The following is a 26,824-nucleotide window of genomic DNA, read 5'->3' as shown; positions in this document are numbered from 1 at the left end:
CGCCACAGTTACAACGGTTACCACTCACCTGTAGCAGCGGAAAAGCTGGCGGCGTGAGAACCGAAAAAAATGTCCAAAATTACTGGACCAGTTCAGCTTGCCCGCGATTGCATTATCACTGCCACCGATATTCCTCCTGCCTTGCACATAACCCGCGCTAACATCCCCCGCCAATAACAAAAGCTCACGGAAGACTCACCCATGACCACCCCTGCCTTCGACCTGCGCCCACTCATGGTCGCCAACATGGCCTGCTCCATGTCGATGATGGCGTTCGTTTCCCTGATCGGGCCGATCGCCCGGGTGTTGGGCCTGGCCACTTGGCAGGCCGGGGCCGCGGTGACGGTGTCCGGGGTGATCTGGATGTTGCTCGCCCGCCCATGGGGCCAGGCCAGTGACCGCTATGGCCGGCGACGGATTCTGCTGATCGCCACGGCCGGTTTCACCCTCGCCTACTGGGCCTTGTGCCTGTTCATCGACGCGTCGTTGCGGTTTCTGCCATCAGCGCTGCTGGGCTTTATCGGGTTGATGATCGGACGCGGCCTGATCGGCGTGTTCTACGCGGCAATTCCGGTGGGTGGCAACGCGCTGATCGCCGATAACATCGAGCCGCAACACCGCGCCAAAGCCATGGCAGCCCTGGGCGCGGCCAACGCCTGTGGCCTGGTGATCGGCCCGGCAATTGCGGCGTTGTTGTCGCGCTTCAGCCTGAGCTTGCCGTTCTACGCCATGGCGATCTTGCCGCTGCTGGCGTTCGTGGTGCTGCGTTACAAGCTCAAAGGTCAGGAGCTGCACCTGCGACAAGCGCCGCGCAAGGTTCATCTGAATGATCCACGCCTGCGTCGGCCGATGGCGGTCGCGTTCGTGGCGATGCTGTGCGTGTCGATTGCACAGATCACCGTCGGCTTCTTCGCCCTCGATCGACTCGGTATGAGCCCGGCCGACGCCGCGCAAACCGCGGGCATCGCCTTGACCATGGTCGGCTTCGCATTGATCTGTTCGCAATTGGTGGTGCGTCGGCTCGAATGGCCGCCGCTGCGGCTGATCCGCGCGGGCGCACTGGTGGCGGCCGTGGGGTTTGCCGGCAGCATCCTGGCGGATACTGCGTGGGGTTTGTGGTTGTGCTTTTTCGTGTCGGCGGGCGGGATGGGGCTGATTTTTCCGTCGTTCGCCGCCCTGGCCGCCAACGCGGTCGACGCCTCGGAACAAGGCGCCACCGCCGGCTCCATTGGTGCCGCGCAAGGCTTCGGCGTGGTCATCGGACCGCTGGCGGCGACGTTGATCTACGACGTCGAACCGCGCCTGCCCTATCTGGTGGCCGCTGCGCTGTTGCTGGCCGTTGCCTGCTGGCCGAAGGTAGAATCCGTCGAAGTGTAATGCTATTGCCGTTTCAACCCGTCATTCACCGAATCTGCTTTCAGGCTTCGACAGCCAGCCCATCACCCTCTCACAAAGCCACGGACACGAAGTAAATGGACGTTATAAACAAAACGACAGCGCAAACAATTCGAACGCTGACTGAAGTTGAGCGTGATGCAATTACGCAGTATGTGCTGGGTGAAGCCTTAAGCACCACAGGCATCAAAATTCAAGAATTGTTAACCCGCTGGTATGAAAATGATCGGTGGTTCAAGTGCGATTGCCATCCCCGGACGGTTGTTGGCAGCCAACAGAGCATTGAACACCTCAAGAAAAATAAGGCTGGCACCCTCTACTTCGTTAGAAACTCCTCCACCGCAACGCATTCTGAATTGTGTGCTTTCCACTCGGAAAATCGATCGGCCCCCAGGGTCAAACGGGCGCGCAAAACATTAAAAAGTTGCGTGTTGAACTTTCATGGTGAGATCAGCAGCCAGGGCCCAGCCGCATCAAGCTCCAATCCTACAGGTTCCAACAACAGCGCCGGAGGCACCTCACGACGCCGCAGTTCACTAGGCTCATTAATGTTGAATCTGATGAACGAAGCTGCACTCAACAGGTTGAAAAATCACAACGACAAGGTTTATGTCGGCGGTTTGAACGAACCCGCCAAGCGTTTCGAAGTCGCAAAAGGTATTAGCCTAGAGAGTGTTTTCGCTCCATCACTGACCTCCAGCGTTATCTGGCTGGACCAAAAGCTCAGTGAGCTGGCAGGTGATTGGCCAAAAAAGTCGCGCCCCTATGGGATGATGGCCGGCGTCGTTAACACCGTTGAACGGCACAGTTATTTGGGAACCAGGACGCGTCTTGGTCATCCTCTTACCGTAGGCCCCTATCTGGTACTGGGGACCTATACCAACAAAACAAGCGAACCAGACAGCCACAATTTTTACCTGATGCGGATCGTTACAATCCCCGTCGTCGATGTGTCGTGGCCAATGCCTGTCGAGTCGAATCTGGAACGTGAAGTCGCCAAAAAACTGAAGCAACTGATGTATTCAATGCAGCAGGACTACAAGATTGAGCTGAGCTTGGAAAAACCGCTCATTGATACCGCGGTGGGCAAAGACCTGGTCAGATGCGATTTCGTCCTCAAAGACAATACGAGCCAGAAAACGCTGGCCATCGAGGTGATGGGATACAAGAACGATGAATATCTGGACCGTAAAGAGCGCCAGATTCCCATCATGAGAACCCTCTACACCTCACTGATTGAAGTGGAAATGTCTGGCACCGAAGAACAAAAGAAAAATAGCCTCAAGACAATGAGCATCGATGTTCGAAAGTTCTTCGGCTAAGGCCGTCTGTGTCGCAAACGGACTTACAAAATGCGATAGAGCAACCGCTCGATCCGCACCCGACTGACGCGCTTGAGGAACTTGGCCACCGCCGCCGGGTATTCCAGCAGCGTTTCAAGATCCTGATAACGCTGGATACGCGTGGTGTTCTGGAAAATCTCGCCCAGTTCTTTACTGCGCGGCTCCAGCAACTCGCCCTTCGGGTCGTCGATCAGCAGCGCGTTCTCAAGATCGAGGCGGAACGCCCGTGGATTGAGGTTATTGCCGGTCAGCAAGGTGAAGCGCTTGTCGATCCACATGCCCTTGAGGTGATAAGTGTTGTCGCCGTCCTTCCACAAATGCAGGTTCAACTTGCCGCTGTCGATGCTGTGCTGATGGCGTTTGGCGAAGCGCCGCAGGCTGATCTCGTAGAGGTACGGCAACGCCGCGATCACCTTGAACGGCTCGCTCGGCGGGATGAAGAAGTCATTGGCGGTCTTGTCGCCGACCACGATGTCGATCTTCACGCCACGGCCCAGGGCCCGGTTGATTTCCCGGGTCACCGCCAGTGGCAGGTTGAAGTACGGCGTGCAGATGGTCAGCTGATGCTGAGCGCTGGCGATCAATTCGCAGATCACCCGACTCAACGGGTTGTTCTTGCCCACACCGAGCAACGGACTCACCGACAAACCGCCCTTCGCCGTGCTGCCGGCCGTGGTGTCATACGCCGCGTGCTTGAGGCGGCTGCGTAAATCGCCGATGTCGTTGCGCAGGCTGCGGGTGGTCGGCAGGTTCGGCAGGTCGAGGCGATGCACCGCTTTGGAGGCGACCAGGCCATGCTGGATCAGGTGCTGCATGGAATCGGCCAGCGCCTGGTTCTGCAGGAGGTGATAACGGTCGTAGCGGTACTTGTCGAACTTGTGCAGGTAAACGTTGTTCAGGCTCGCGCCGCTGTAGATCACGCAGTCGTCGATCACAAAGCCTTTCAAATGCAGCACGCCGAACAGTTCGCGGGTCTGCACCGGCACGCCGTACACCGGCACTTCACTGGCATGGGTGCGCGTCGCTTCCTGATACCAGGCCGAGTTGCCCGGCTGTTTGCCGGCACCGATCAAGCCGCGCTGGGCGCGCAGCCAGTCCACCACCACGACCACGTCCAGTTCCGGACGCGCCAGTTTGGCGGCGTGCAAGGCATCAAGGATTTCCTGACCGGCCTCGTCCTGTTGCAGGTACAGCGCGACGATGTAGATGCGCTGGGTGGCGCTGGCGATTTTTTCCAGCAGGCAACGACGGAACTCGGCAGCGCCGGAAAGAATGGTGACGGCATCGGCGGTCAGCGGAAAACTGCGCAGTTTAGGCAGCAGAGAGCGTTTGAAAAGCGACGGCATAGGGCTCGCAAAGGGTCAATTCCGAATAGTCCGAGAGCTTACACCATGGATCAGCTTGGGTCTTCCCACGGCACCGATCGTTCCCACGCTCTGCGTGGGAATGCCGCCATGGACGCTCCGCGTCCGCTTTGAAATGTGACGCGGAGCGTCACGGGATGCATTCCCACGCAGAGCGTGGGAACGATCTTTCTAAAAACTTGTTGACCAAGGAGAACGATCGTTCTACTGTTCGCCACATGAACGACATCACAAGCAACGACACACGCGACATCATTCTGGATGTCACCGAAAAGTTGATCTACAAAAGTGGCATCGCCGCCACCGGAATGGATCTTCTGGTGAAAACCGCCGGCGTCTCCAGAAAAAGTATCTACCGCTACTTCGCCAACAAGGAGGAGCTGACCGTCGCCGCCCTGCAACGTCGCGACGTGCGCTGGATGCACTGGTACAGAAGCGAAGTCGACCAGGCTGAAACACCGGCCGGCCGCCTGCTCAACCTGTTTACCGTACTCAAGGCCTGGTTCGCCTCCGAAGGCTTCCGTGGCTGTGCATTCATCAACACCAGCGGCGAAACCGGCGACCCGCAAGACCCGGTTCGCCTGGTCGCCAAAGACCACAAACAGAAGCTGCTCGACTACGTGCGCGAGCTCTGCACCGAACATGGCGCTACCGACCCGGAGACGCTGGCCAAACAGCTGCTGATCCTGATCGACGGTGCCATTACCGTAGCGCTTGTGATGGGTGATCACAGTGCCGCCGATAATGCGCAATGCATGGCGCGAAAGTTATTGGACCTGTAACACTTTAACCAAGCCCGACAACTTGCTTGAACTTTAATTTGAAAGGGAGACTTTAAATGTCTAACGCCGAAGTTCGTCCGCCATTGCCGCCGTTTACCCGTGAATCCGCCATCGAAAAAGTTCGCCTGGCCGAAGACGGCTGGAACTCCCGCGACCCGGAACGCGTGTCGCTGGCCTACACCCTGGACACCAAGTGGCGTAACCGCGCCGAGTTCGCCTACAACCGTGAAGAAGCCAAAGGCTTTCTGACTCGCAAATGGGCCAAGGAACTGGATTACCGCCTGATCAAGGAACTCTGGGCCTTCACCGACAACCGCATCGCCGTGCGTTATGCCTATGAATGGCACGACGACTCGGGCAACTGGTTCCGCTCTTACGGCAACGAAAACTGGGAGTTCAATGAGAACGGCTTGATGGCCAACCGGTTTGCCTGCATCAACGACATGCCGATCAAGGAAAGCGACCGCAAGTTCCACTGGCCGCTGGGGCGTCGTCCGGATGATCATCCAAGCCTGTCCGACCTGGGCCTGTAAACACATATCCCCTGTAGGAGCGAGGCTTGCCCGCGAAGGCGATGTAACAGGCAACTTATTCGTTGACTGTGAATCAGCCTTCGCGGGCAAGCCTCGCTCCTACAGGGGTTGTGGTGTTCAGGCGACTGCGGCTTGCTGTTTGGCCGCTGCTTTTGCCTCCAGCTCCCGCACCAACGGCAACACCCGCTTGCCGAAATACTCCACTTCCTCCTGGAAGTGCAGGAACCCCGCCAACACCAGATCCACGCCCACCGCTTTCAACGCCACGATGCGCTCGGCAATCTGTTGCGGCGTGCCGATCAGGTTGGTCTTGAAGCCATCGTTGTACTGCACCAGATCCTCAAACGTCGACTTCGCCCAGTTACCCTCGCCCTCTGGCGACGCCCTGCCCGCCTGCTTCGCCGCATCACCAAAGGCATTCACCGCTTCCGGATCGGCCTGATCGATGATCTGCGCCAACACGGCCCGCGCCTCTTCTTCCGTGTCGCGTGCGATGACAAACGCGTTCACGCCGATTTTCACCGAATGATTATTGGTCGCAGCCTTGACGCGAATGTCGTCGACCTGGGCCTTGATGCCTTCAGGCGAATTGCCATTGGTGAAGTACCAGTCCGACACCCGTGCCGCCATGTCCCGGGCTGCGCGCGAACTGCCGCCCTGGAAGATTTCCGGCTGGCCCAGCGGCTTGGGCTTGAGGCTGTAGTTGTCGAATCGGTAGAAGTCACCACGGAAAGTGAAGTGATCCTGAGACCAGATGCCTTTGAGCGAACGGATGAATTCTTCGGAACGGCGATAGCGCTCGTCGTGTTCCAGCCAGTGCTCGCCAATCGCCTGAAATTCGCCCTTGAACCAGCCACTGACGATATTCACCGCCACTCGGCCGTTAGTCAGTTGATCGATGGTCGCCAGTTGCTTGGCTGCCAGTGCCGGTTGCCAAGGCCCCGGCAGGATCGCGGCGATCACTTTCAGTTTGGTCGTCGCGGCCAACAGCGCATGGCTGAAGGCAACCGATTCGTGCTGGAACTCGGCACCGTAACCGGCGGTGAAACGAATCTGTGTCAGGGCATATTCGAACCCCGCCGCTTCGGCCAGTTGCGCCAGTTTGCGGTTGTAGTCGATGCCCCAGTGGGTGCGTTGCTCGATCTTGCTGACCACCAGCCCGCCGCTGACGTTCGGTACCCAGTAGGCAAATTTGACGGCTTGCTGACTCATTGGCATGTCCTCGGGACGTTGGGAAGTCCTAGGGGCAGAGCAGCAACCGTGCCAGTGCGAAATCGCCGACTACCTCAAGCCAAGTGAAATCCCTGTAGGAGCGAGCCTGCTCGCGATAGCGGTACATCAGCTTGCATAAATGTTGAATGAACTGACGCTATCGCGAGCAGGCTCACTCCTACAGGGGATCCGGGTGTGTCTGGGGCAATTTGCGGATGCGCTGTTGGCTAAGCAACAGTTGGGCACACCTGGAAACCAACCACGCAGCGCAAAACCTGGCTAGCTGCGCCAGGCATGGTCCATGCAATCCCCTTTGGTATTCACTGCCCAAGGAACCGTCCCATGACCGAACACCAGGTAATCAACCCTCTGTCCATTGGCACTGACTATGAGGCGCTGGCCTCAAGATTCCGGCCGGTTTTCCAGTGCATCGCCGCCGGCGCCGTGGCGCGCGAACAGTCCCGCAGCCTGCCCTTCGAACCGATTCAATGGCTCAAAGACGCCGGTTTCGGCGCCGTGCGGGTGCCGGTGGAATATGGCGGTGGCGGCGCGTCCGTGCCGCAATTGTTCGAGTTGCTGATCGAACTGGCCGAAGCCGATTCCAATGTGCCCCAAGCCCTGCGCGGGCATTTCGCCTTTGTCGAGGACCGCTTGAACTCGCCGCAGGGACCGGGCCGGGATTTGTGGTTCAAGCGCTTTGTCGACGGTGACATCGTCGGCAATGCCTGGACTGAAATCGGCAGCGTGGCCATCGGCGATGTCATCACCAAGGTTTCGCCCCACGGCGATCAGTGGCGGCTCAACGGCGAGAAGTTCTACAGCACCGGCAGCCTGTTCTCCGACTGGATCGACGTGTATGCCCAGCGCAGTGACACCGGCGGCGATGTGATTGCCGCTGTCCGCACTCGCCAACCGGGGATCGTGCAGAGCGATGACTGGGACGGTTTCGGCCAACGCACCACCGGCAGTGGCACCTCGCGGTTTATCGACGCCGAAGTCGACGCCGAGAACGTCATCGACTTTGCCACCCGCTTCAAATACCAGACCGCGTTCTATCAGTTGGTGTTGCTGGCAACCCTGGCCGGGATCGGTCGTGCGGCATTGCGCGACGTGGCGCATGAGGTCCGCGAGCGCAAACGCATTTACAGCCACGGCAATGCTCGGCACGTCAGCCAGGATGCGCAGGTTCAGCAAGTGGTCGGTGACATCGCCGCGTGGGTGTACGCCGCCGAAGCAAGTGCCTTGAAGGCCGCGCAACCGGCGCAACGGGCTTACTTGGCGCGGTTCTCGGGTGATGAGGTGCTTGAGCGAGAGGCGAATGTCGCGGCGGAAATCGAATCGGCCAAGGCGCAAGGGGTGGTTTCTGAACTGATCCTGCAAGCGACCACGCAGTTGTTCAATGCGCTGGGGGCCTCGGATGTTCGCGAGGGGAAATCGCTGGACCGGCATTGGCGCAATGCAAGGACGGTGTCGTCGCATAATCCGCTGATCTACAAGGCGCGGATTGTCGGGGACTGGACGATCAACGGGACCGAGCCGCCGTTTGTGTGGCAGATCGGGAATGGGCCTGCCAGCAAGTGAAGTAGCGTCTGGAAGTCAGTCATCGCGGGCAAGCCTCGCTCCTACGGGATTGTGGTGATCACAAAATGGGGGGATCACATAAATCCCGTAGGAGCGAGGCTTGCCCGCGAAGAGGCCAGACCAGTCGCCGCAGAAGTCGGATCTAGGTAAGATATCGGCCCTTCCCCGCAGCCCCTTGCTGCACCCCGCCGAATAAGCCGATTCCATGCCTTTCGAACTCAGCGTTGACCTCACCACCCTGGCCATTCTCGCCTTCGTCGCCTTCATTGCCGGTTTCATCGACGCCATTGCCGGCGGTGGCGGTCTGCTGACCACCCCGGCGCTGTTGACCGCCGGCCTGCCGCCGCACCTGGTACTGGGCACCAACAAACTGAGTTCCACCTTCGGTTCCGCCACCGCAAGCTTCACCTTCTACCGCCGCAAGCTGTTCCATCCAAGGCAGTGGGTGCACGCCATCGTCGGCACGCTGGTCGGTGCGCTCACCGGTGCGGTCGTCGCGCATTACCTGCCCGCCGAGTGGCTGAACAAAATGCTCCCGGTGATTGTGTTTGCCTGTGGCCTGTACCTGCTGTTCGGTGGCACGCCAAAAGCGCCGCTGGACAGCGATGCGCCGATCAAGAAGAAGTGGCAATCGACCCAAGGCTTTAGCCTCGGTTTCTACGACGGTGTGGCCGGTCCGGGCACCGGCGCGTTCTGGACCGTCAGCAGTATGCTGATGTATCCGATTGACCTGGTGAAGGCCAGCGGCGTGGCCCGCAGCATGAACTTCGTCAGTAACATTGCGGCGCTGTCGGTGTTCGTGTTTTCCGGGCAGGTGGACTGGATCATCGGCCTGAGCATGGGCCTGTCGGTGATGGTCGGCGCGTTTTTCGGGGCTCGCACCGCCATCAGCGGCGGCGCGAAGTTCATTCGCCCGGTGTTCATCACCGTGGTGCTGGGCTTGACCGTGCGGTTAGCCTGGCAGCACTGGTTCAGCGTGGCCTAAGCGCCGCGCCACGTAGACGTCGATGAGGTAACGGGCAATCGAGCGCGACGCCGGCAAGGGCGGCAACGCGTGAACGTTGAACCACTGGGCGTCTTCGATTTCGTCTTCCTGACAGACAATCTCGCCCCCGGCGTACTCGGCGTGAAAACCGAGCATCATCGAATGCGGGAACGGCCAGCATTGACTGCCCATGTACTGGATGTTCTTGACCTCGATCTGCACTTCCTCGCGCACCTCGCGAATCAGGCAGTCCTCGGCTGACTCGCCCGGTTCGGCAAACCCCGCCAACGTGCTATAGACCCCGGTCACGAAGCGTGGAGAACGAGCCAGCAACACTTCGTCGCCCCGTGTCACCAGCACAATCATGCTCGGCGAAATGCGCGGGTAATAACGCAAATCACACGGCTCGCAGTACATCGCGCGTTCACGGGGAACTTGCGTCGCCGCCTGACCGCAATTGCCGCAAAAGCGATGCTCGCGGTACCAGGTGCCAATCTGCGCGGCGTAACCGAGCACCTTGTACACCGTGTGATCGCCCTCGAGCATGAACGCGCGCAGGCCTTTCCAGTTGCAGCCCGGCACGTCGCTGTGACTGCGCAGTTCCAGCAGATAGACCGGCTCGCCATCCAGATGGCCGATGCCATGTTCGGCCAGGATCGACAGGTCCTGACGCTTGAGCCATTCGCGAGGGAACAGCGCGCCATTGTCATCGAACAGAAAGCCCTCGGGGCTGCGAGCCACGGCCCAGCCGCCGGGTTGATCGGTGTCCAGTACTGCGGTGGTCCAGCGTGAAGTCATGTTCAATCAGTCCAGAAATTCGGGTTTCTGTTTGCTCATATGGGCGGCCATGGCCACGCGCAAATCAGTGGATTGCAGCATGGCGGCGTTCCAGGTGGCGACGTATTCGAGGCCGTCGTCGATGCGGTGGTCGCGCATGTAGCTGATCATTTCTTTGGTGCCGGTGACCGCAATCGGCGACTTGCTGGCGATTTCGCGAGCAATGCCCATCACACCTTCCAGCAGGCTGGCATTATCGCTGTAAACGCGATTGACCAGGCCGATGCTGCGCGCTTCCTCGGCGCCGAAGGTGCGACCAGTGTAAGCCAGTTCACGCAGCATGCCGTCACCGATGATCCGCGGCAAGCGTTGCAAAGTGCCCACGTCGGCGGCCATGCCGATGTCGATTTCCTTGATCGAGAATTGTGCGTCCTCGGCGGCGTAACGCATGTCGCACGCAGCAATCAGGTCGATGGCGCCGCCCAGGCAATAGCCCTGAATCGCCGCCAGCACTGGCTTGCGGCAATTATCGACGGCATTGAACGACGCTTGCAGGGCGAGGATCTTGCGACGCAGCAGGCGCGCATTGCGGCCGACGTCCTTGCCCAGTTCGTTGGCCACCCCGGCCAGCATCATCAGGTCGATACCGGAGGAAAAGTGCTTGCCCGCGCCACTGAGAACAACCACCCGGGCTTCGTCTGTGTCATCGATCCACTGGAAAATCTCGATGATCTCGCTCCAGAACGCGGCGTTCATCGAATTGATCTTTTCCGGGCGGTTGATCTGCACATGGGCGATATTATCGGCCAGTTCGACGGTGAACGCGGTGTACTGAGACATGGCAGTGATCCTTTTACCGGGCAAAAATGAGGACCGGACTATAACAAGGCATTGCCTGGGGGAGTAAGGCAGTGGTTCGGCCAAAAGCGGGACTGGCTGCAAGGCAGTGCCCCCGATCGACAGCGAATGCTGTAGCGCCTCGATTTGCGCTTTCCCTGCCAAAGAAATGAATAATTGTTCACCCTGCGGTGTTCTCCAATCAACGCTCCATGAGAATTGCCCGTGAACAATCTGAATCCGGATTCTCCGCCCCGTTTTGACCGACGCACTGGCCGGCCTGCATACGGTCATGGCGCTGGTTCACCATTACGGCCTGCGCGATAACACCTTGTGCCGCATGCTGCCGGGGCGTGGTTTAAACTGAAACGAATTTACCTGCGGAGCATTTTTCATGACTGTCCGTTTTGCTGTTTTCACCACCCCGCTGCTGCTTGCCGTTGCGTTGTCTGGTTCGCTGGCCCTGGCCAATGGCGACGATGACGCCCCGGCGAAACCCAACTGCCCCAAAGGCCAGGTTTTCGACACCAAGTCGCGCAAGTGCGTCATGCAAACCAGCAACCTGGTCCCGGACGCGGACCGCACCGATTACGCTTATCGCCTGGCCAGGGACGGTCGCTACGAAGAAGCCTTGGCCCTGCTCGACACGCTCAAGAATCCGAACACGGCCAAGGCCCTGAACTATCGCGGCTACGCCACGCGTAAACTGGGGCGCACCGACGAAGGCATCGGTTATTACCTGCAATCAGTCAGACTCGACCCGCAGTATGCACAAGTGCGTGAATACCTCGGCGAGGCTTACGTGATCAAAGGGCGACTGGACCTGGCGCAAGAGCAGTTGCAGCAGATCAAATCGATCTGTGGCAGCACGTGCGAGGAATATCAGGACCTGGCTGAAGCCATCAACGATTCATCGAAAACCTGACACACCGAACAGACGGAGGTCGCCATCGCCAGCGATCAGGCAATAAGGGCAGAACTTGGCCAGCATTTGACGCGTTTATGGCGTTACGGGCTGCTGTTGTCCCGGCAACGGCATGTCGCCGAAGACCTGGTGCAAGCCACCTGCGTTCGAGCGCTGGAGCGTGCCGGGCAGTTTGTCTCCGGCACCCGTATGGACCGCTGGCTGTTGAGCATTCTGCATTCGATCTGGCTCAACGAAGTGCGCTCCCGACGGGTGCGCCAGGGCCAAGGCCTGGTCGATGCCGATAGCCAGTTGTCGTTTGATGGAGAATCCGTGGCGCAGACTCACGTGCTCGCCGCCCAGGTCATCCGCCGCGTCGACGCCCTGCCCGAGGCCCAGCGTGAAACGGTGTACCTGGCTTACGTCGAAGGCCTGTCGTACCGCGAAGTCGCCGAGGTGCTGCAAGTGCCCATCGGCACCGTCATGAGCCGCCTCGCCGCCGCCCGGGTGAAACTGGCCGAGTATCCACCACTGCACACAGTACCGAACCCTTTCACGGGAGAACGTCGATGAACGACCACGCGACACCTTCGGACGAGCAACTGGTGGCGTACCTCGACGATCAGCTCGATGTCGACCAGCGCACCCGCATCGACGCGGCCATTGCCGAAGATTCGACACTCAATCTGCGCCTGCAATGGTTGGCCCGCAGCAGCCTGCCGTTCAAGCAAGCCTACGACGAACTGGCTCAACAAGCGCCCGTCGACCGTTTGCAATCGATGCTCGACACCTTGCCTTCGCCTGAACGCCCGGCCATGAATCGCCGCCGGTTCCTCGCCGCTGCGGCGGGCCTGGTGGTCAGCGGTGTGGTGGCGGATCGCTTGTTCCTCGGCTGGCAATTGAGCCAGCAAAAGAGCAACTGGCGCGGCCTGGTCGCCGACTATATGTCGCTGTACGTGCCGCAAACCCTGGAACACTTGCCCGTCGATGAAGCTTCGCAACGGGCGCAACTGCGGACTATCGACGCGCGTCTGGGCCTGAGCCTGACGCCTGCGCAACTGGCCCTGCCACGGTCCGAATTGAAGCGCGCGCAAATTCTCGAGTACGACGGCATGCCTATCGCGCAGATTACCTACCTGGACCCGGCGCACGGCCCGATTGCCTTGTGCGCCAAGCGCTCAAACCTCGGTAGCCGGCATTTCGCCCATGAAATTCGACACGGGATGAATGTGGTTTATTGGGCGGATATGGAGCATGCGTGGATGCTGATCGGGCATAACCCGGCGGCAGAACTGCAGGTTATGGCGAAGTTATTACGAAGCCGACTGAGCGCGTGAGCGAAGTTGTCCTATGCTTGGCGTCTGTTTTCCAAGGAGGAACCTAGCCATGCCAATCGCTTCTCGCACAGCCTTGCTGGTCATTGATGTACAGAACGACTTCATCCCCGGTGGCCAGCTGCCGGTGCCTGAGGGCGACCTGATCGTGCCCCTGATCAACCGCATCGGCGGCCAGTTCAAACAGGTCATCATCGCCCAGGACTGGCACCCGCCCGGCCATGCCTCATTCGCTTCAAGCCATCCCGGTCGCGAGCCTTACGAGGTCATCGAGCTGCCTTACGGCCCGCAAACACTGTGGCCGGATCATTGTGTCCGGGCGACGAATGGGGCCGAGTTCCACAAGGATCTGGACCTGCCCCACGCGCAACTGATCATTCGCAAGGGCTGCAACCCGGACATCGACAGTTACTCGGCGTTTCTGGAAGCGGATCGCACGACCACCACCGGGCTGGCCGGCTATTTGAAAGAACGCGGCGTCGACACCGTCTACCTGGTCGGACTCGCGCTGGATTTCTGCGTGATGTTCTCGGCGCTGGATGCACGGGCAGCAGGGTTCAATGCGTTTGTGGTGATGGATGCGTGCCGGGCCATTGATCTGGACGGATCGTTGGCGGCGGCGATCGAGCGGATGCAAGTGGCTGGGGTCGGGTTGATTCCATCAAAAGAATTACTCGGCTGAGCGATCAAAAACCTGCGGCCATTGATCCTCTGTGGCGAGGGGGCTTGCCCCCGTTGGGGCGCGAAGCGGCCCCCGCATACTTTCAGTCGCACCGCATTGGCTGGTTTTACGACCGCTTCGCAGCCGAACGGGACGATGCGGCGTTCCGACAAGCCCCCTCGCCACAGGTTCGGTGTTGGGTCAGGCTGAGGTAGGCAGCCACAAACGGAACCGCGCGCCCCCCAATGGCGAAGGCTCAACCGTCAGCGTCCCACCCTGCGCTTCCAGTGCCCGACGACTGATCGCCAGCCCCAGACCAAACCCGCCCGTTGCCCGGTCGCGGCTGCGGTCCAACCGATAGAACGGTTCAAAAATCCGTTCGCGCTCATCATCGGGAATGCCGATGCCGTCGTCATCGACCCAGATTTCGCAGCCTTTAGGGCAAACCTTTACGCCAATCTGAATGCGCTTTTCGCAGTAGCGCATGGCATTGCGCAGCAGGTTTTGTATCGCGCGAGCCGTCAGTCGTGGGTCCAGCGCAAAACGTTCGAGCTGCCCATTCAGCAGCACGTCGATCACGATGTCCGGCGACTCCAGTTCTTCATCGACGCTGCCCAGAATGCTGTCGATAAACTCGTCCAGCGACACTTCGACCTGTTCCGGCAGGCGCGCCGGGTTTTGCAGTCGGCTGTAGGACAGCAGTTCCAGGACCAATTCATCCAGTTCACGAATGTGCGCGACCAGCCCTTGCAGCCGTTCGCGACTGGCGGCCGGCAAGTCGTCGGACAGCGCCAGGGCCAGGCCGAAGTCCAGGCGCGTCAGCGGTGTGCGCAGTTCGTGAGAAACGGCGTTGAGCAGGTCGCGCTGCTGGTTGAGCAGGTTTTCGATATCGCCGGCCATGGTGTCGAAGACGTTGGCCAGGCTGCCGATGTTGGAGTGCGGAGAGATCTGCGTGCGCTCGTCGAGGTGGCCTTTGCCGAAGCGTTCGGCGGTGCCTTTGAGGCGTTCCAGATCGCGCCAATGCGGGCGCAGCCACAGCAACAGACAGGCGAGCATGGTCGCGCCGATCAGGACGTTGATGCTCCAGTACAACAGACTGACGTCCATCGGGTCCGGCGGCACGACCATTTCGACAACGGTCTGTTGGTTCAGCGGCGCCACGGCCAGAGTGCGCCAGCCCCAGTCGCCGATGCGCACGACGTTCTCGCCACGTTGCAAACGCTGGCGTTCGTCGAGGGTGAAATCGGGGTCGTCATGGCGGGTGAGGACGATGTGCAGCGGCGCGAATTCCTTGTCCATCTCGCTCGCCAGCGCCGGCCACTGCGCTTCGGGCACAGCATGGAACTGTTTGACGATGAGGGTTTGCAGCCCGCGCGAATAATCGAGGTTGTAGGTGACAAACCGCTCATGGAACACCCTGATCACCAGGTCCGGCACCAGGTAGATCGCTGCGCTGTACGAAACGATCATCACCAGATAGAGGCGAAACAGGATCCTGAACATCGTTTCAGCATTCCCACTCGGAACGGCTGAACAGGTAGCCCTTGCCCCACACGGTCTTGATCTTGCGCGCCTCGCCCGCGTGGTCGTCGAACTTGCGCCGCAGCTTGGAAATCGCCACGTCCACCGAGCGGTCGGTGCCGTTGAATTCGATGCCGCGCAGGCGTTGCAGGATCTGGTCGCGGCTCAGCACTTCGCCGGCATGCCGGGCCAGCACCACCAGCAGGTTGTATTCACCGCTGGACAGTTCGACCAGTTGCTCGCGCCAGGTCACGGTGCGCTCGGACAGGTCGATGCACAGATTGCCCATGAGAATGCGGTCGTTGGCGGTCTGCGGTTCACTGAGGCTGCTGCGGCGCAACAGCGTGCGCACGCGGGCCAGCAACACGCGGGGCTCGCAGGGTTTGGTGACGTAGTCGTCGGCGCCCATTTCCAGGCCCAGCACCTGGTCGTGGCTGTCGTCGCGGGCGGTCAGCATCAGGATTGGTAGCGCGGCCGAATCCGCCCGCAGCAAGCGGCAGACTTGCAGGCCATCAAGCCCCGGCAGCATCAGGTCGAGGATCACCAGATCCGGCGGATTGACCCGCGCGCGCTCGCGCACGTGGTCGCCACGGCTGATCACACTGACTGAATAGCCATTGCGTTCCAGGTAGCTGGCAATCAGTTCGGAGAGCGCGGTGTCGTCTTCGACCAGGAGGATGTTGGGCATGGGTGTTTCCAGAAAGTGCAGTGGCGACCTTTAGGGCCTCTTCGCGGGCAAGCCTCGCTCCTACAGGGGAATGCGATTAATTGTAGGAGCGAGGCTTGCCCGCGATGGCGGCCTGTCAGGCGCAAAAAGTTTCAAGCGGCCAAGGATATACGCCCCCGCACGCCCGCGAGCAAAACCCTTACACAATTTCACACAGCACCAACAAAGCTTCACCGCTACTCTGCCCGGCTCCCCGTAGGATGCGGGCAGTCATTATTGGGGTAATTACATGTCAAAGAACCTGCTTGCCAAGCTCAGCCTGATGGCGCTGGCATTGACGCTGAGCGCTTGTGACAAGTCCTCGAACGCCGAAGAACAGGCGCCTCTGGCCACGGTGCGGGTCGAAACCGTCGAAGCCCGGTCGCTGTCGATCACCAGCGAACTGAGCGGGCGGATTGCCGCGCCACGGATTGCCGAAGTCCGTGCCCGGGTCGCCGGCGTCGTGTTGCAACGCACCTTTCGCGAAGGCAGCGACGTCAAAAAAGGCGATGTGCTGTTCCGCATCGACCCGGCGCCCTTCAAGGCTGACCTGGACAGCGCCGAAGCAGCACTGCGCAAGGCTGAAGCCAACGCGTTCCAGGCCAAACTTCAGGAACAGCGTTATGCCCAGTTGATCGAAGGCAACGCCATCAGCGGCCAGGATTACGACAACGCCCGGGCCAGTGCCCGGCAGACCGCCGCTGATGTCGCCGCCAGCAAGGCCGCCGTGGACCGGGCAAAACTCAACCTCGGTTACGCCACCGTCACTGCGCCGATTTCCGGACGCATCGGCCGCGCGCTGGTGACCGAAGGCGCACTGGTCGGGCAGAACGAAACCACGCCGCTGGCACTGATTCAGCAGCTGAACCCGATTCACGCCGACCTGACCCAATCGACCCGCGAGCTCAACGATCTGCGCCGCGCCTTCCGTTCCGGCCAGTTAAAGGAAGTGGGCCAGGGCCAGGCCAAAGCCACGCTGATTCAGGATGACGGCAGCCTCTACCCGCTGCCGGGCAAGCTGCTGTTCACCGACATTACCGTCGACCCGGGCACCGGCCAGATCATCGTGCGCAGCGAGTTTCCCAATCCGGACCTCGATTTGCTGCCGGGCAGCTTCGTGCGTGTGCGCCTGGAACAAGCGGTGAATCAACAAGGTATCAGCGTGCCGCAGCGGGCCATTCAGCGTGACAGCGCCGGTATTGCCCAAGTGCTGGTGCTCGACACCGAGCAGCGCATCGGCCAGCAAACGGTTGAACTGGGCGCGGTGCAGAACGATCGCTGGATTGTCACCGGCGGCCTCAAACCCGGCGACCGCATCGTCACCGAAGGCCTGCAACACGCCAAGCCCGGTGAGAAAGTCCAGATCGACAACACCCCTCTTCCACTTGCCCAGGTTTCTGGTCAGTAAGCAGGACGCTTTTTATGCCGCAGTTCTTTATCGATCGCCCGGTATTCGCCTGGGTGGTTGCCCTGTTCATCCTGCTGGCCGGTGCGTTGGCCATTCCTCAGTTGCCGGTGGCGCAATACCCCGATGTCGCGCCGCCGCAGATCGAAATCTACGCCGTGTACCCCGGCGCTTCGGCGCAGACCATCGACGAGAGCGTGGTCAGCCTGATCGAGGAGGAGCTCAACGGCGCCGATCATCTGTTGTATTTCGAATCCCAGAGCAGCCTCGGCAGCGCCACCATCAAAGCCACTTTCCAGCCGGGCACCAACCCGGAGATGGCGCAGGTCGACGTGCAAAACCGCCTGAAAGTGGTGGAGTCGCGCCTGCCGCAGGCGGTCAATCAGCAAGGTTTGCAGGTGGAGAAAGTCTCCGCCGGTTTTCTGCTGCTGATCACCCTGACCTCCAGCGACGGCAAGCTCGACGATGTGGCGCTCAGCGATTACCTGGCACGCAACGTGATGAACGAGATCAAGCGTCTGGACGGCGTCGGCAAGGCCCAGTTGTATGGTGCCGAACGGGCGATGCGCATCTGGATCGACCCGCAGAAGCTGATCGGTTTCAACCTGACCCCGGCCGACGTCAACGCCGCCATCGTCGCGCAGAACGCCCAGGTTTCGGCCGGCAGCATCGGCGATTTGCCGACGCGCTCCACCCAGGAAATTACCGCGACCATTCTGGTCAAAGGCCAATTGTCGACACCGGAAGAATTCGCCGACATCGTCCTGAAAGCCAATCCCGACGGTTCCACCGTGCGCATCAAGGACGTGGCGCGGGTCGAGATCGGTAGCCAGGAATACCAATTTGGCACGCGCCTGAACGGCAAGCCTTCCACCGCCGTCAGCGTGCAGTTGGCGCCGGGCGCCAATGCGCTGAGCACCGCGACCCTGGTGCGAGCGAAGATGGATGAGCTGGCGCGCTATTTCCCGGCGAACGTGGAATACAAGATTCCTTACGACACCTCGCCATTCGTCAAAGTCTCGATCACCAAAGTGGTGTACACCCTCGGCGAGGCGATGCTGCTGGTGTTTGCGGTGATGTTCCTGTTCCTGCAGAACATCCGCTACACGCTGATCCCGACGCTGGTGGTGCCGGTGGCGCTGATGGGCACGTTTGCGACCATGTTGGCGCTGGGCTTCTCGATCAACGTGCTGACCATGTTCGGCATGGTCCTGGCCATCGGCATTCTGGTGGACGACGCCATCGTGGTGGTGGAAAACGTCGAACGGATCATGGCCACCGAGGGCCTGTCGCCCAAAGAGGCGACACGCAAGGCGATGAAGCAGATTACCGGGGCGATCATCGGCATCACCCTGGTGCTGGTGGCGGTGTTCATTCCGATGGCGTTCATGCAGGGCTCGGTCGGGGTGATTTACCGCCAGTTCTCGCTGTCGATGGCCACCTCGATCCTGTTCTCGGCGTTCCTTGCGCTGACCCTGACCCCGGCGTTGTGCGCGACGCTGCTCAAGCCGATTGCCAAGGGCGAGCATCACGAAAAGAGCGGGTTCTTCGGCTGGTTCAACCGTGGTTTCGAACGTTTGACCGAACGATATCAAGGTTGGGTCGCCTATGCGCTGAAACGCACGGGCCGTTATCTGCTGATTTACGGCGTGCTGCTGATTGGCCTGGGCCTGTGCTTCAGTCGCCTGCCCTCCTCCTTCCTGCCGGTTGAAGATCAGGGCTACACCATCACCGACATTCAATTGCCGCCGGGTGCAAGTAAAAACCGCACGGTGCAGGTCGTGGAGCAAATTGAAGCGCACAACGCCACGGAACCGGGTGTTGGCGACAGCACGGTGATTCTCGGTTTCAGTTTTTCCGGCAGCGGACAGAACGCTGCACTGGCGTTTACCACGCTGAAGGATTGGTCGGATCGGGGCAGCGACGACTCGGCGAGTTCGATTGCCGACCGTGCCAATATCGCGCTGAGTCAGATCAAGGACGCCGTGGCCTTCTCGGTGCTGCCACCGCCGGTTGACGGTCTCGGCACCTCCAGCGGTTTCGAGTTCCGCTTGCAGGACCGTGGCGGCCTCGGTCATGCCACGTTGATGAAGGCGCGCAGCGAATTGCTCGCCGCCGCCGAGAAAAGCCCGATCCTGATGAACGTGCGCGAAAGCGCGCTGGCCGAAGCACCGCAAGTGCAGCTGGAAGTCGACCGCAAGCAGGCCAACGCCCTGGGCGTGTCCTTTGCCGACATTGGCAACGTACTGTCCACGGCGGTCGGCTCGGCTTACATCAACGACTTCCCCAATCAGGGGCGAATGCAACGGGTGGTGGTTCAGGCTGAAGGCGATCAGCGCAGTCAGGTGGCCGATCTGCTGAAGATCCACGTGCGTAACGATGCCGGAAAAATGGTGCCGTTGTCGGCCTTCGTCCAGGCGAAATGGACCCAGGGTCCGGCGCAATTGACCCGTTACAACGGCTACCCGGCGATCAGCATTTCCGGCGAGCCGTCGCCCGGTCACAGCACCGGTGAAGCCATGGCGGAAATCGAGCGGCTGGTTGCGCTCGGCCCGGCAGGGTTGGCTCAGGAGTGGACCGGCTTGTCGTTGCAGGAACGTTTGTCCGGCAGTCAGGCACCGATTCTGCTCGGGCTGTCGCTGTTGATCGTGTTCCTGTGTCTGGCGGCGCTGTATGAGAGTTGGTCGATTCCGACGTCGGTGCTGCTGGTGGTGCCGCTGGGTGTGCTTGGCGCCGTGCTGGCCGTGACCTTTCGCGGGATGCCCAACGATGTGTTCTTCAAGGTCGGGTTGATCACCATTATTGGCCTGTCGGCGAAGAACGCGATCCTGATCATCGAATTCGCCAAGAGCCTGTACGACGAAGGGCATGACTTGATCGACGCCACGCTGCAAGCCGCGCGCCTGCGACTGCGGCCGATTGTGATGACGTCGCTGGCATTCATTCTGGGCGTGGTGCCGCTGGCGATTGCGACCGGGGCCAGCTCGGCGAGTCAGCAAGCGATCGGCACCGGTGTGATTGGCGGTATGATTACGGCGACGCTGGCGGTGGTGTTTGTGCCGGTGTTTTTTGTGGTGGTGATGAAGTGGGTTAAACGTTTAAAGAAGACGGACTGAAGCATTCATTCTATAAACCGCATTTTTTAAGCCAAGAAGCCTCCGTGAACTGTCAGATCTGACAGTTCACGGGGGCTGCATTCCTCTTTACGCTGGGTTCAACGCTCGACAACGTCGTTGAGCACGAGATGAACCCTCAGCGAAGGAATGCCCAGATGAAAAAACCAATCAGTCGTACACCAAGCGCCACTATCGGAACGTGCACTGCAGTTATTAGCGGGCGAGAAAACTTTGTGGGCGACGAAGAAAAAATGAAGTTATACAAAGACCCGGGTGAAGGTCGTTTGTATGCAATGGCCACCCATAATGTCGAGGCAGGCGAACGCCAGTTTTACGATCTCTTCTTCAGGATTCCGAACGAGGGAAGTGTAACGGACAAGGTTTACATGATTGATAAGGACGTCAATAACCCCAGTACAGCCAACGCTACCTTTTGGGAGCGCAATGGACCAGGCGCCAAGGCGTTCACAGCCACGTCGGGGCGTTTGACTTTCACCATCGACGAAAACACCGAACATGCCACCGCTACCTTCGAGTTTGAAACAGAGGAACAATTCGTAACTGTGACCGAAGGGAGGTTCGACCTTAAAGGCTTTGATCCAAGCCTCACCAGACCCATGGACCACAAAGCGTCCGGGAGCTTCACCGCCGAGATTCAAGACGGCAACATCGCGAAAAATTACAGTGCTATCGAATTTGACCTGACCGCGAAACCTGGTAACGACACCAATTTTCCAGTTGCGCATTGGTTGGGCTGGTCCAAACAACCCGGCACCCCGAATGCCGTCATCTCCCTGTTCGTCGCCACTACGCTAGAGACCAACAAGGTGTACACCCTCACTCGGAACAGCAATGAAGTTCGGGCGATGTACATCGTTTTTGATTCCTCCGGGATACGGAGTCACCTCTCCATCGACGGGACGCTCCAGCTCGACTCCGTCCCACCTAAGGGTTCATCCTTGGGTGTGTTGGCGGGTTCCATCGATTTCGAAGCCGAACTCTCCGACGGGTCAAAAACCATCCATGTGCAAAAAGGCGTGTTCCATTTCGACGGCACAAAGCGCCCGTCCTGAGCATTTTGATAAAAGGCAAAAGCCCCCACTTGCTGCATCACTCACGGCAGGGCTATGGTGCTGCAAAGCCCCTGACCGTGAGCCGTCATGCCCTTCCTCGCCCGCACCCACCCTCGCCTGTCCGCCGCCGCCACCCTTGGCGTCGCGGCAGGCATTCTGGCTCCGGTCGATTCGATCATCAGCAAAATCCTCATTGGCTGGAATGTCGGGGTCTGGACTTACCTCATCCTGATGTTCTGGCTCGCCGCCCGCGCCAAGGCGCCGGACGTGAAACGCATCGCCGAGATCGAAGACGAAAACGCCGGGCTGGTGTTGTTCGTGGTGTGCATCGCCGCGTTGGCCAGCCTCGCCACCATCACCTTTGAACTGGCCGGCAGCAAGGACCTGGAAACCAGTCGCAAGCTGCTGCATTACGGCTTCACCGCGCTGACGGTCATCGGTTCGTGGCTGCTGATCGGGGTGATTTTCAGCGTGCATTACGCTCGTCTGTTCTACACCTGGGACGGCAAAGACCTGGCGTTGCGTTTTGCTGAAGGACTGGAAACGCCCAACTATTGGGACTTTCTGTATTTTTCTTTCACCATCGGCGTGGCGGTGCAGACTTCGGATGTGGGCGTGGCGACACGGAGTATGCGCAAGATTGTGCTGGCACAATCACTGATCGGTTTTTTGTTCAACACGGCGATTCTCGGTTTTTCGATCAACATTGCAGCGGGATTGTTCGGCTAGTCGCTGCACAAACGTTCTAGCCACCAAACCCGGTGAGCGCATTTAAATAGTCGGCAATCCGTCTCTCAGGTGCAGCATGACCACTCACAACTGGATCGACCTGACCCAGGACGCCGACACCGGCATCGAGACCCTGCGCGCGCATTTCGAAGGCCATGCCTACGATCCGCACTGGCATGACAGTTATCTGGTGGGCGTGACCGAACAAGGCGTTCAGCAGTTCAATTGCCGCCGAACAAAACACCAAAGCACGCCAGGCAAGGTGTTTCTGCTCGAACCGGGCGACATCCACGACGGCGATGCGCCGACCGAAGACGGTTTCACCTACCGCATGCTGTACCTCGATCCGCAGTGGCTGAAACGTGAACTAAGTGCAGTCTTCGAAAACGCCCCCGACAACAGTCAATTGAGTTTCGCCAATACGTTGGCCAGCGATACACGGCTGGCCGACGCCACCAGCCTCGCATTTCAAACCCTGCATGGCGGAGAACTGAAAATCGTCCGCCAGACCGCCCTCGACGGCTTGCTCGAACGCCTGACCAGCCATTTGCACTGGCGCACCCGCTACGACGAAGACCCACGCTTGCCGTTGGTAGCGCAGAAAGCCCGGGAGTATCTGCACGCCAATGCCCAGTACGACATCGGCCTCGATCAATTGGCCGCCGCTACCGGCGTCGACCGCTTTCGCCTGACCCGGGCGTTCAAGGCTGCGTATGGCTTGGCGCCGCACGCCTATCTGGTGCAACTGCGGTTGTCGAAGGCGCGGCGAATGCTGGCCAGCGGCATGCAACCCGCCGCAGTCGCCATGGAACTCGGTTTTGCCGATCAAAGCCATCTGGGGCGCTGGTTCGTACGCGCCTATGGCCTGACACCGGCAATGTACCGCAAACGCTGCTCAAATCTTCCAGACGCGGGAAGTTGACTTTGTGACGATGGCCCCTGAATTATCCAGGGAGTCCACTGCCATGTTGTCCACCTTTCCAACGTTACTGCCGTTCTTGCTATTCGCTTTTGTCGCATCCATCACGCCGGGGCCAACCAACATTCTAGTGCTGAGCAACAGCGCCCGCTTTGGCTTCAAGGCAGCGCTGCCGATCATTTTCGGAGCCTGTGCCAGTGCGGCGCTGATTGTGTTGCTGGTGGGGAGCGGTGTGGGTGAGTCGCTCTCCGGATTGCCAGGGGTGCAATCGCTGATGAAATGGGCCGGGATCGCCTGGCTGAGCTTCCTGGCATGGCAGATTTACCATGCGCCGCTCTCGACATTCACCGTGGAAGGTGGACAAAGACGCGAGTTTGGATTGTGGGCAGCCGCGAGTTTGCAGCTGGTCAATCCAAAAACCTGGATGATGGCGTTTGCCGTGGTTGGTGTGTTCGCCGGGGTCGGCGATGATCGTCAACTTCAGATTATCGGCCTGTCGCTGGCATTTTTTCTGGTCTCACTGCCATGCCTGACTGTATGGGCCGTTCTTGGAACGGGAGCAAACCGATGGCTTGGCTCGGTGAACGCCATCCAGCGTTTCAATCAAACAATGGCGTTGCTGCTATTGGTTTCTGCTTGGCTTACGCTGATGTGACGCGAGGCTTCAGCTAAAAAAATGCCCCGAAACGTTCGGGGCATTGTTATGTCGACTCAGCTGAAAGTAGTCGTCTGCATCAGAAGAAGTAGCTCAGTCTCAAGCTCCCACTCCAGTCCTGGCTGACTGTGGTGCCTTTGCTGCCACCAACTTGACCGGACACTTGCCAGTTTTTTTGAGCAGGTGTCCACTTCAGACCTGCACCATATTCAACGGCACTGCGGCCGCGATCATCATCGAACGCGTCATCGTCATTGATCGTGACCTCATTGGTCTTCACGAACTCATGAGTAACGGCGGTGACCAGACTCGGCTCCAGTTCGCCTCCACCTTCGAGCGGGATTTGCACCCCGCCCCTGATGCCAAGCTTGCCTTGAAACGAACGCATGGCATCGCTGTCGACTTCCAGGCCATTGTCCAGTCGATACTTGTCGCTCTGGGTGACACCTGTGGCCAATTGCACTTGAGGCTCGATAAAGTAGCCGTTTTCTAAACGAATATGTTTACCCACCGCCACCGAACCGCTGACACCCAATGCCTTGAAATCACCTTTGGCGCGCGTGCCGTCGCTCATGGTGACCTTGGCCTTGTTATCGAACTGGTTGACCTTGGCCATGACGTTGACGAAAACGCCGCTTTCAGCATCATACGTATTGCCATAGACACCGGCGTTCAGGCTTTCAACCGTTGCACTGGACCCGTACTTGAGATCCATCCGGGTATGGCTCGAGCCGAAAAACCCACCCAGCACCCATGACCGGCCCGCCAACTCGACCGTTGTGTCAGCACCCGCGGTGATACCTGTCTGGTTTTGACTGTAACCGCCGCCATAGGCGTTCTTGACGTTGTTTTGATTGCCATATGTGCGCAGCCAGACGCTGTTGCTGAGGTTCTTGACCGAACCGTCATCGGTTGCACGTAACGACCCCGTCTGGTTACCGCTCATGTCACGCTCACCCAGCTGCTCGCTGAGCACGGCCATTTCAGCGTTCATGATGCTGCGAGCGCTGCCTGCCAATGCCAATGCGGTATTGGTCGACGTACTGACTGTTTCCTTGTCCGGGCGCAGGTACAAGCCCTCGCCGTCCCTCGCCAGGCGGTAGACAAACGTGCCGGCGTCCACTGTTTCCCGATTGTTCAAGCTGGCGTCAGCGTTGCCAGCAGCGATATTGCCGATGTGTACGTCCTCGGCAGTCAGCGGGTTGTCGCCGGTTGCGGAAATATCAAATTTAAGGTGGCCGTCTGCATGCTCGGCATTGAAAAAATCGGTACTTCCGGTGCTCAGGTCTGTGCCCATGAAAACAGTGCCGTTACCGGAGAAGTTGGCAACATTTAACCGAAGGAATTGCTCGTTTGTGCCCATGCGCACAATGCCGCCGTTGGCGGTCATGTTCTGTATGGCACCGTCGCCGGTCATGACCCACTGCGCAGCATTTTTGATGCTCACAACGCCCGAGTTGTTGATCTGGCCGGTCAATACCGAACCGGTGTCCAGCAGCACGTTGCCATTGACCCCGGTGAGTATGTCACCGGTCAGGCTGCTGCCATTGCTCAGTGCAAGACTGGAAACATTTTCGACATTACCGTTGAGCACAGAACGGTTGTCCAGCAGCACGCTGCCATTGGCCGCGGCGAGTACGTTACCGGTCAGGCTGCTTCCATTGTTCAGTGCAAGGCTGGAAGCATTTTCGACATCGCCGTTGAGTACCGAAAGGTTGTCCAGCAACACATTGCCATTGCTATCAGTACGTACGTTACCGGTCATGCTGCTACCGTTGTTCAGCACAAGGCTGACGACATTGTCGACGTTGCCGTTGATTGCGGAACTGTTCAGATTAACCGTGGCAGCCGTCCCTGCAATAGCCGCTACATTGCCGTTCAACGTACTGCCGGAATCGAGGCTGACCCGCGTAACATTTTGAAGATTGCCAGTAACAGAGGCTGCGTTTTGCATCGCCAGCTTGATGGTGCTGTCGGTATCGGCGATGAAATTACCGTTCACCGCACTGGCATCGACGATAACGTTGGCTGTGGAGCGATTGGTCGCCTGCAACGCCGTGGCATTGCCGCCGATCAGTTCTGTCCCGCCGAGAATATTAATGTCTGCGACCGAACCGGCGGCACCGGAAGAACCCAGTACAATTGCCGACCCCGTTACTCCCGTCACGCGGGTATTATTGAGCGTTACGGTGCTGGCGTTGACACCGGAAAGATCAGTAATGATTTGCAGGCCATCCTGCTCCCCGGAAAGGGTGCTGCCCGTAGCCGAGAGTGTTGCGCCCCCCAGTTGCACACCGTAACTGGTCGCACCGGTACCACGAATGGTCGAATTTTCAACATTCAAAACTGCGAAACCCACGGCATTCGCGCCACCGGGAAGCCCCGTAATTGTGCTGCCGCCCTTGACTGTCGCACTTGAGGACGCGGGGGTGTTTTGATTGCGACCCAACAGAAGACCAAAACTGTTCGAACTGGTGATCGTCGTGTTGTTGTCGAACGTGGCATTGCTGTCGATCAGTTGTATCGCCCCCCTGCCCGTTGCGCTTTCAACATTGGCTCCGGAAAGGGTCAGTTGAGAATTACTGGCATTGATCCTTTGGCTCTTGCCGCCGTTGGAAACGACAGTGGCATCAGCTGCAATAATTTCCAGTGTTTCTGCATTGTCAATAGTCAGTGTACCCCCTTGGGACACCGCCCATGCTTCCGGAACGGATGGGTTGGTTACCACTGCACTTTCGCCAGGCAGGAGAGTCCGACTGTAGGCCTGTGGAGAGGACGCAAATGCGACCGCTATCATTAATCCTTTAATTGCATATGGGTGTTTTGAAATCTTAAACGACGGCATAGATAAATCCTCAAACCTGCACAAATTCTGAAACTGATCTCTGGCAACACTGAAAATTCTGCCAAAAAACGTTCGACAGCCTAATGAGAAAAGCGAGAGTCCGATGTAGGAAAAGTCCTTGTTGTTTGAGGAATCGCCCTCAATTGG

At 59.2% G+C, this 26,824-nt stretch carries 23 protein-coding genes; 16 read left to right on the top strand and 7 right to left on the bottom strand.

All coding sequences use genetic code 11. The annotated features are described in order from the left end of the window. Positions 1-201: 201 nt before the first annotated feature. Together ACIQV9_RS02290 and ACIQV9_RS02285 are read left to right on the top strand one after the other, a co-directional pair. Positions 202-1,377 carry an MFS transporter gene (locus ACIQV9_RS02290; RefSeq protein WP_403097601.1) on the top strand — a complete coding sequence of 392 codons (1,176 nt, stop codon included), beginning with the start codon at positions 202-204 and terminating at the stop codon, positions 1,375-1,377. 95 nt (positions 1,378-1,472) lie between these two features. After that, positions 1,473-2,717 carry a hypothetical protein gene (locus ACIQV9_RS02285; RefSeq protein WP_403097598.1) on the top strand — a complete coding sequence of 415 codons (1,245 nt, stop codon included), beginning with the start codon at positions 1,473-1,475 and terminating at the stop codon, positions 2,715-2,717. Positions 2,718-2,740: 23 nt separating this feature from the next. On the opposite strand, the gene pssA is transcribed toward ACIQV9_RS02285, so the two are convergent. Then, positions 2,741-4,084 (bottom strand): CDP-diacylglycerol--serine O-phosphatidyltransferase, encoded by a 1,344-nt coding sequence (gene pssA, locus ACIQV9_RS02280; protein WP_403097596.1) that lies wholly within the window; start codon positions 4,082-4,084, stop codon positions 2,741-2,743. A gap of 236 nt (positions 4,085-4,320) precedes the next feature. Here pssA and ACIQV9_RS02275 point away from each other — a divergent pair, with 236 nt between their 5' ends. Together ACIQV9_RS02275 and ACIQV9_RS02270 are read left to right on the top strand one after the other, a co-directional pair. Beyond that, on the top strand, positions 4,321-4,884 hold the full coding sequence (locus ACIQV9_RS02275; RefSeq protein WP_403097593.1) for a TetR/AcrR family transcriptional regulator: 564 nt from the start codon (positions 4,321-4,323) through the stop codon (positions 4,882-4,884). A 56-nt stretch (positions 4,885-4,940) separates the two neighbouring features. Next, positions 4,941-5,417 carry a DUF1348 family protein gene (locus ACIQV9_RS02270; protein ID WP_403097591.1) on the top strand — a complete coding sequence of 159 codons (477 nt, stop codon included), beginning with the start codon at positions 4,941-4,943 and terminating at the stop codon, positions 5,415-5,417. A 117-nt stretch (positions 5,418-5,534) separates the two neighbouring features. Here the strand turns inward: ACIQV9_RS02270 and sfnG are convergent, their stop codons facing one another. Next, positions 5,535-6,629 (bottom strand): dimethylsulfone monooxygenase SfnG, encoded by a 1,095-nt coding sequence (gene sfnG / locus ACIQV9_RS02265; protein ID WP_403097589.1) that lies wholly within the window; start codon positions 6,627-6,629, stop codon positions 5,535-5,537. Positions 6,630-6,971: 342 nt separating this feature from the next. Between sfnG and ACIQV9_RS02260 the strand changes: the two genes are divergently transcribed. Then, a complete protein-coding gene (locus ACIQV9_RS02260) occupies positions 6,972-8,210 on the top strand; it encodes an acyl-CoA dehydrogenase family protein (protein WP_403097586.1) in 1,239 nt (412 codons plus the stop codon). Between the two features lie 205 nt (positions 8,211-8,415). Further along, positions 8,416-9,195 carry a TSUP family transporter gene (locus ACIQV9_RS02255; RefSeq protein WP_109631768.1) on the top strand — a complete coding sequence of 260 codons (780 nt, stop codon included), beginning with the start codon at positions 8,416-8,418 and terminating at the stop codon, positions 9,193-9,195. On the opposite strand, the gene nudC is transcribed toward ACIQV9_RS02255, so the two are convergent. Next, complete coding sequence (nudC, locus tag ACIQV9_RS02250; RefSeq protein WP_403097581.1) at positions 9,163-9,993, bottom strand: NAD(+) diphosphatase; 831 nt, start codon at positions 9,991-9,993, stop codon at positions 9,163-9,165. The two genes, ACIQV9_RS02255 and nudC, sit on opposite strands and share 33 nt — an antisense overlap. A gap of 6 nt (positions 9,994-9,999) precedes the next feature. After that, positions 10,000-10,812 (bottom strand): crotonase/enoyl-CoA hydratase family protein, encoded by an 813-nt coding sequence (locus ACIQV9_RS02245; RefSeq protein WP_403097579.1) that lies wholly within the window; start codon positions 10,810-10,812, stop codon positions 10,000-10,002. Between the two features lie 391 nt (positions 10,813-11,203). Between ACIQV9_RS02245 and ACIQV9_RS02240 the strand changes: the two genes are divergently transcribed. The 4 genes from ACIQV9_RS02240 to pncA all read left to right on the top strand — a co-directional run bounded on the left by ACIQV9_RS02240 (position 11,204) and on the right by pncA (position 13,729). Beyond that, positions 11,204-11,734 (top strand): tetratricopeptide repeat protein, encoded by a 531-nt coding sequence (locus ACIQV9_RS02240; protein ID WP_403097576.1) that lies wholly within the window; start codon positions 11,204-11,206, stop codon positions 11,732-11,734. A gap of 66 nt (positions 11,735-11,800) precedes the next feature. Then, positions 11,801-12,286 carry an RNA polymerase sigma factor gene (locus ACIQV9_RS02235; RefSeq protein WP_403097573.1) on the top strand — a complete coding sequence of 162 codons (486 nt, stop codon included), beginning with the start codon at positions 11,801-11,803 and terminating at the stop codon, positions 12,284-12,286. Further along, on the top strand, positions 12,283-13,050 hold the full coding sequence (locus tag ACIQV9_RS02230) for an anti-sigma factor family protein (RefSeq protein ID WP_403097571.1): 768 nt from the start codon (positions 12,283-12,285) through the stop codon (positions 13,048-13,050). The genes ACIQV9_RS02235 and ACIQV9_RS02230 overlap by 4 nt, the downstream gene beginning before the upstream one ends. Before the next feature lie 49 nt (positions 13,051-13,099). Continuing rightward, entirely contained in the window at positions 13,100-13,729 is a 630-nt protein-coding gene (pncA, locus tag ACIQV9_RS02225) for a bifunctional nicotinamidase/pyrazinamidase (protein ID WP_403097569.1), read from the top strand. Positions 13,730-13,909: 180 nt separating this feature from the next. Here pncA and ACIQV9_RS02220 read toward each other — a convergent pair whose 3' ends face one another. After that, the gene (locus ACIQV9_RS02220; protein ID WP_403097566.1) at positions 13,910-15,211 is read right to left on the bottom strand and encodes an ATP-binding protein; all 1,302 of its coding nucleotides are present in this window, start codon (positions 15,209-15,211) and stop codon (positions 13,910-13,912) included. Positions 15,212-15,215: 4 nt separating this feature from the next. After that, the gene (locus ACIQV9_RS02215) at positions 15,216-15,917 is read right to left on the bottom strand and encodes a response regulator (RefSeq protein ID WP_403097564.1); all 702 of its coding nucleotides are present in this window, start codon (positions 15,915-15,917) and stop codon (positions 15,216-15,218) included. Between the two features lie 268 nt (positions 15,918-16,185). Between ACIQV9_RS02215 and ACIQV9_RS02210 the strand changes: the two genes are divergently transcribed. The 6 genes from ACIQV9_RS02210 (at position 16,186) to ACIQV9_RS02185 (ending at position 23,832) form a co-directional block, all read left to right on the top strand. Further along, a complete protein-coding gene (locus ACIQV9_RS02210) occupies positions 16,186-17,343 on the top strand; it encodes an efflux RND transporter periplasmic adaptor subunit (RefSeq protein ID WP_403097561.1) in 1,158 nt (385 codons plus the stop codon). 14 nt (positions 17,344-17,357) lie between these two features. Continuing rightward, on the top strand, positions 17,358-20,456 hold the full coding sequence (locus tag ACIQV9_RS02205; protein WP_403097559.1) for a multidrug efflux RND transporter permease subunit: 3,099 nt from the start codon (positions 17,358-17,360) through the stop codon (positions 20,454-20,456). A gap of 155 nt (positions 20,457-20,611) precedes the next feature. Then, positions 20,612-21,529, top strand: coding sequence for a hypothetical protein (locus ACIQV9_RS02200; RefSeq protein ID WP_403097556.1), 918 nt, complete (start codon positions 20,612-20,614; stop codon positions 21,527-21,529). A gap of 87 nt (positions 21,530-21,616) precedes the next feature. Next, positions 21,617-22,258, top strand: coding sequence for a DUF1345 domain-containing protein (locus ACIQV9_RS02195; protein ID WP_403097554.1), 642 nt, complete (start codon positions 21,617-21,619; stop codon positions 22,256-22,258). 76 nt (positions 22,259-22,334) lie between these two features. Next, positions 22,335-23,180, top strand: coding sequence for an AraC family transcriptional regulator (locus ACIQV9_RS02190; RefSeq protein WP_403097551.1), 846 nt, complete (start codon positions 22,335-22,337; stop codon positions 23,178-23,180). 43 nt (positions 23,181-23,223) lie between these two features. Next, positions 23,224-23,832, top strand: coding sequence for a LysE family translocator (locus ACIQV9_RS02185; protein WP_403097548.1), 609 nt, complete (start codon positions 23,224-23,226; stop codon positions 23,830-23,832). A gap of 79 nt (positions 23,833-23,911) precedes the next feature. Here ACIQV9_RS02185 and ACIQV9_RS02180 read toward each other — a convergent pair whose 3' ends face one another. Further along, the gene (locus tag ACIQV9_RS02180; protein ID WP_403097545.1) at positions 23,912-26,677 is read right to left on the bottom strand and encodes an autotransporter outer membrane beta-barrel domain-containing protein; all 2,766 of its coding nucleotides are present in this window, start codon (positions 26,675-26,677) and stop codon (positions 23,912-23,914) included. Positions 26,678-26,824: the final 147 nt, after the last annotated feature.

Source organism: Pseudomonas sp. NPDC099000, from assembly GCF_044759925.1.
GTDB lineage: Bacteria > Pseudomonadota > Gammaproteobacteria > Pseudomonadales > Pseudomonadaceae > Aquipseudomonas.
Note: the sequence above shows the minus strand (reverse complement) of the source record. Positions and strands in the feature narration are given on the sequence as shown.

Bases quoted from the DNA above. Each gene is read 5' to 3' on its own strand.
- ACIQV9_RS02290 (WP_403097601.1), top strand. From the start codon at position 202: ATGACCACCCCTGCCTTCGACCTGCGCCCACTCATGGTCGCCAACATG.
- ACIQV9_RS02285 (WP_403097598.1), top strand. From the start codon at position 1,473: ATGGACGTTATAAACAAAACGACAGCGCAAACAATTCGAACGCTGACT.
- pssA (WP_403097596.1), bottom strand. From the start codon at position 4,084: ATGCCGTCGCTTTTCAAACGCTCTCTGCTGCCTAAACTGCGCAGTTTT.
- ACIQV9_RS02275 (WP_403097593.1), top strand. From the start codon at position 4,321: ATGAACGACATCACAAGCAACGACACACGCGACATCATTCTGGATGTC.
- ACIQV9_RS02270 (WP_403097591.1), top strand. From the start codon at position 4,941: ATGTCTAACGCCGAAGTTCGTCCGCCATTGCCGCCGTTTACCCGTGAA.
- sfnG (WP_403097589.1), bottom strand. From the start codon at position 6,629: ATGAGTCAGCAAGCCGTCAAATTTGCCTACTGGGTACCGAACGTCAGC.
- ACIQV9_RS02260 (WP_403097586.1), top strand. From the start codon at position 6,972: ATGACCGAACACCAGGTAATCAACCCTCTGTCCATTGGCACTGACTAT.
- ACIQV9_RS02255 (WP_109631768.1), top strand. From the start codon at position 8,416: ATGCCTTTCGAACTCAGCGTTGACCTCACCACCCTGGCCATTCTCGCC.
- nudC (WP_403097581.1), bottom strand. From the start codon at position 9,993: ATGACTTCACGCTGGACCACCGCAGTACTGGACACCGATCAACCCGGC.
- ACIQV9_RS02245 (WP_403097579.1), bottom strand. From the start codon at position 10,812: ATGTCTCAGTACACCGCGTTCACCGTCGAACTGGCCGATAATATCGCC.
- ACIQV9_RS02240 (WP_403097576.1), top strand. From the start codon at position 11,204: ATGACTGTCCGTTTTGCTGTTTTCACCACCCCGCTGCTGCTTGCCGTT.
- ACIQV9_RS02230 (WP_403097571.1), top strand. From the start codon at position 12,283: ATGAACGACCACGCGACACCTTCGGACGAGCAACTGGTGGCGTACCTC.
- pncA (WP_403097569.1), top strand. From the start codon at position 13,100: ATGCCAATCGCTTCTCGCACAGCCTTGCTGGTCATTGATGTACAGAAC.
- ACIQV9_RS02220 (WP_403097566.1), bottom strand. From the start codon at position 15,211: ATGTTCAGGATCCTGTTTCGCCTCTATCTGGTGATGATCGTTTCGTAC.
- ACIQV9_RS02215 (WP_403097564.1), bottom strand. From the start codon at position 15,917: ATGCCCAACATCCTCCTGGTCGAAGACGACACCGCGCTCTCCGAACTG.
- ACIQV9_RS02210 (WP_403097561.1), top strand. From the start codon at position 16,186: ATGTCAAAGAACCTGCTTGCCAAGCTCAGCCTGATGGCGCTGGCATTG.
- ACIQV9_RS02205 (WP_403097559.1), top strand. From the start codon at position 17,358: ATGCCGCAGTTCTTTATCGATCGCCCGGTATTCGCCTGGGTGGTTGCC.
- ACIQV9_RS02200 (WP_403097556.1), top strand. From the start codon at position 20,612: ATGAAAAAACCAATCAGTCGTACACCAAGCGCCACTATCGGAACGTGC.
- ACIQV9_RS02195 (WP_403097554.1), top strand. From the start codon at position 21,617: ATGCCCTTCCTCGCCCGCACCCACCCTCGCCTGTCCGCCGCCGCCACC.
- ACIQV9_RS02190 (WP_403097551.1), top strand. From the start codon at position 22,335: ATGACCACTCACAACTGGATCGACCTGACCCAGGACGCCGACACCGGC.
- ACIQV9_RS02185 (WP_403097548.1), top strand. From the start codon at position 23,224: ATGTTGTCCACCTTTCCAACGTTACTGCCGTTCTTGCTATTCGCTTTT.
- ACIQV9_RS02180 (WP_403097545.1), bottom strand. From the start codon at position 26,677: ATGCCGTCGTTTAAGATTTCAAAACACCCATATGCAATTAAAGGATTA.